This is a genomic window from Marinifilum flexuosum, assembly GCF_003610555.1.
Classification (GTDB): Bacteria; Bacteroidota; Bacteroidia; order Bacteroidales; family Marinifilaceae; genus Marinifilum; species Marinifilum flexuosum.
Map to the genome: position 1 here is coordinate 1 of NZ_RAPQ01000005.1, position 1,271 is coordinate 1,271.

The 1,271-nt window shown below is 45.2% G+C and carries 1 pseudogene; it reads left to right on the plus strand.

Going from position 1 to position 1,271, the window contains the following annotated elements:
• Nucleotides 1–1,271, plus strand: a pseudogene (locus BXY64_RS21270) (hypothetical protein); the annotation flags it as partial.

Here is a 1,271-nt window from a genome sequence, read left to right on the forward strand (position 1 = left end):
AGTGTTCATCCTAATCCTGTTGTGGATCTTGGAACAGACCAGGAAACCTGTGCTGGTGGAACCATTACTTTGGATGCCGGCAATGCAGGAGCTACTTATTTGTGGTCAAATGGTGCAACCACTCAGACCATCACAGTAAATACAAGCGGTAATTATTCAGTAGTTGTTACAGACGCCAATGGCTGTTCAGCTACGGATGATGTGAATGTAAGTGTTCATCCTAATCCTGTTGTGGATCTTGGAACAGACCAGGAAACCTGTGCTGGTGGAACCATTACTTTGGATGCCGGCAATGCAGGAGCTACCTATTTGTGGTCAAATGGTGCGACCACTCAGACCATCACAGTAAATGCAAGCGGTAATTATTCAGTGGTTGTTACAGACGCTAATGGCTGTTCAGCAACGGATGATGTGAATGTAACAGTTCATCCAAATCCTGTTGTAGATCTTGGATTAGATCAGGAGACCTGTGATGGAAATACTATCACCTTAGATGCCGGCAATGCAGGAGCAACCTATCTATGGTCAAATGGAGCGACCACTCAAACCATCACAGTATCAACATCAGGAAACTATTCAGTAGTTGTAACCGATGGCAATGGCTGTTCATCGACTGATGATGTGAATGTAACGGTTCATCCAAGCCCTGTTGTAGATCTTGGATTAGACCAGGAAACCTGTGATGGAAATACTATCACCTTAAATGCCGGCAATGCAGGAGCAGCATATTTATGGTCAAATGGTGCGACCACTCAGACCATCACAGTAAATGCAAGCGGTAATTATTCAGTAGTGGTAACAGACGCTAATGGCTGTTCAGCTACGGATGATGTGAATGTCACGGTTCACCCTAATCCTGTTGTGGATCTTGGTTTAGACCAGGAAACCTGTGCTGGTGGAACCATTACTTTGGATGCCGGCAATGCAGGAGCTACCTATTTGTGGTCAAATGGTGCAACGACTCAGACCATCACAGTAAATGCAAGCGGGAATTATTCAGTAGTTGTTACAGACGCCAATGGCTGTTCAGCAACGGATGATGTGAATGTAAGTGTTCATCCTAATCCTGTTGTGGATCTTGGAACAGACCAGGAAACCTGTGCTGGTGGAACCATTACTTTGGATGCCGGCAATGCAGGAGCTACCTATTTGTGGTCAAATGGTGCAACCACTCAGACCATCACAGTAAATACAAGCGGTAATTATTCAGTAGTGGTAACAGACGCCAATGGCTGTTCAGCAACGGATGATGTGAATGTAAGTGTTCATCC